General features: G+C 59.9%; 1 protein-coding gene. It reads left to right on the forward strand.

Translation table 11 applies throughout. From position 1 onward, the window contains the following. On the forward strand, nucleotides 1-203 hold a 203-nt coding region (locus tag AB4Y42_RS44450; RefSeq protein WP_368697924.1), incomplete at its 5' end, for a helix-turn-helix domain-containing protein. Nucleotides 204-294 lie beyond the last annotated feature (91 nt).

Here is a 294-nt window from a genome sequence, read left to right on the forward strand (position 1 = left end):
CGCTCGGATGCTCAGCGGTTGATTTGCTAACCGACATCCGCATGAGCCACGCTGCGAACGAGTTGAAGAAGCCGACGATGACCACAGAGGCCGTAGCCGAATCAGTTGGCTACCATTCTGTATCTTCGTTCCGGCGTTTGTTCACAGAGAGGATGGGCATGACCCCGGGTGAATGGCGTCGTCTCGCACGTCAGGGGCGATAGACCCCGAAATTTGTCGCTCCCGGGTCTAACCCGCATCGGACACGATCAGGCGAGGTCGACGCGGAGCGGCCGCTCTACGTCCGTACGTCCT

It is taken from the genome of Paraburkholderia sp. EG286B, from assembly GCF_040965655.1.
Lineage (GTDB): Bacteria > Pseudomonadota > Gammaproteobacteria > Burkholderiales > Burkholderiaceae > Paraburkholderia.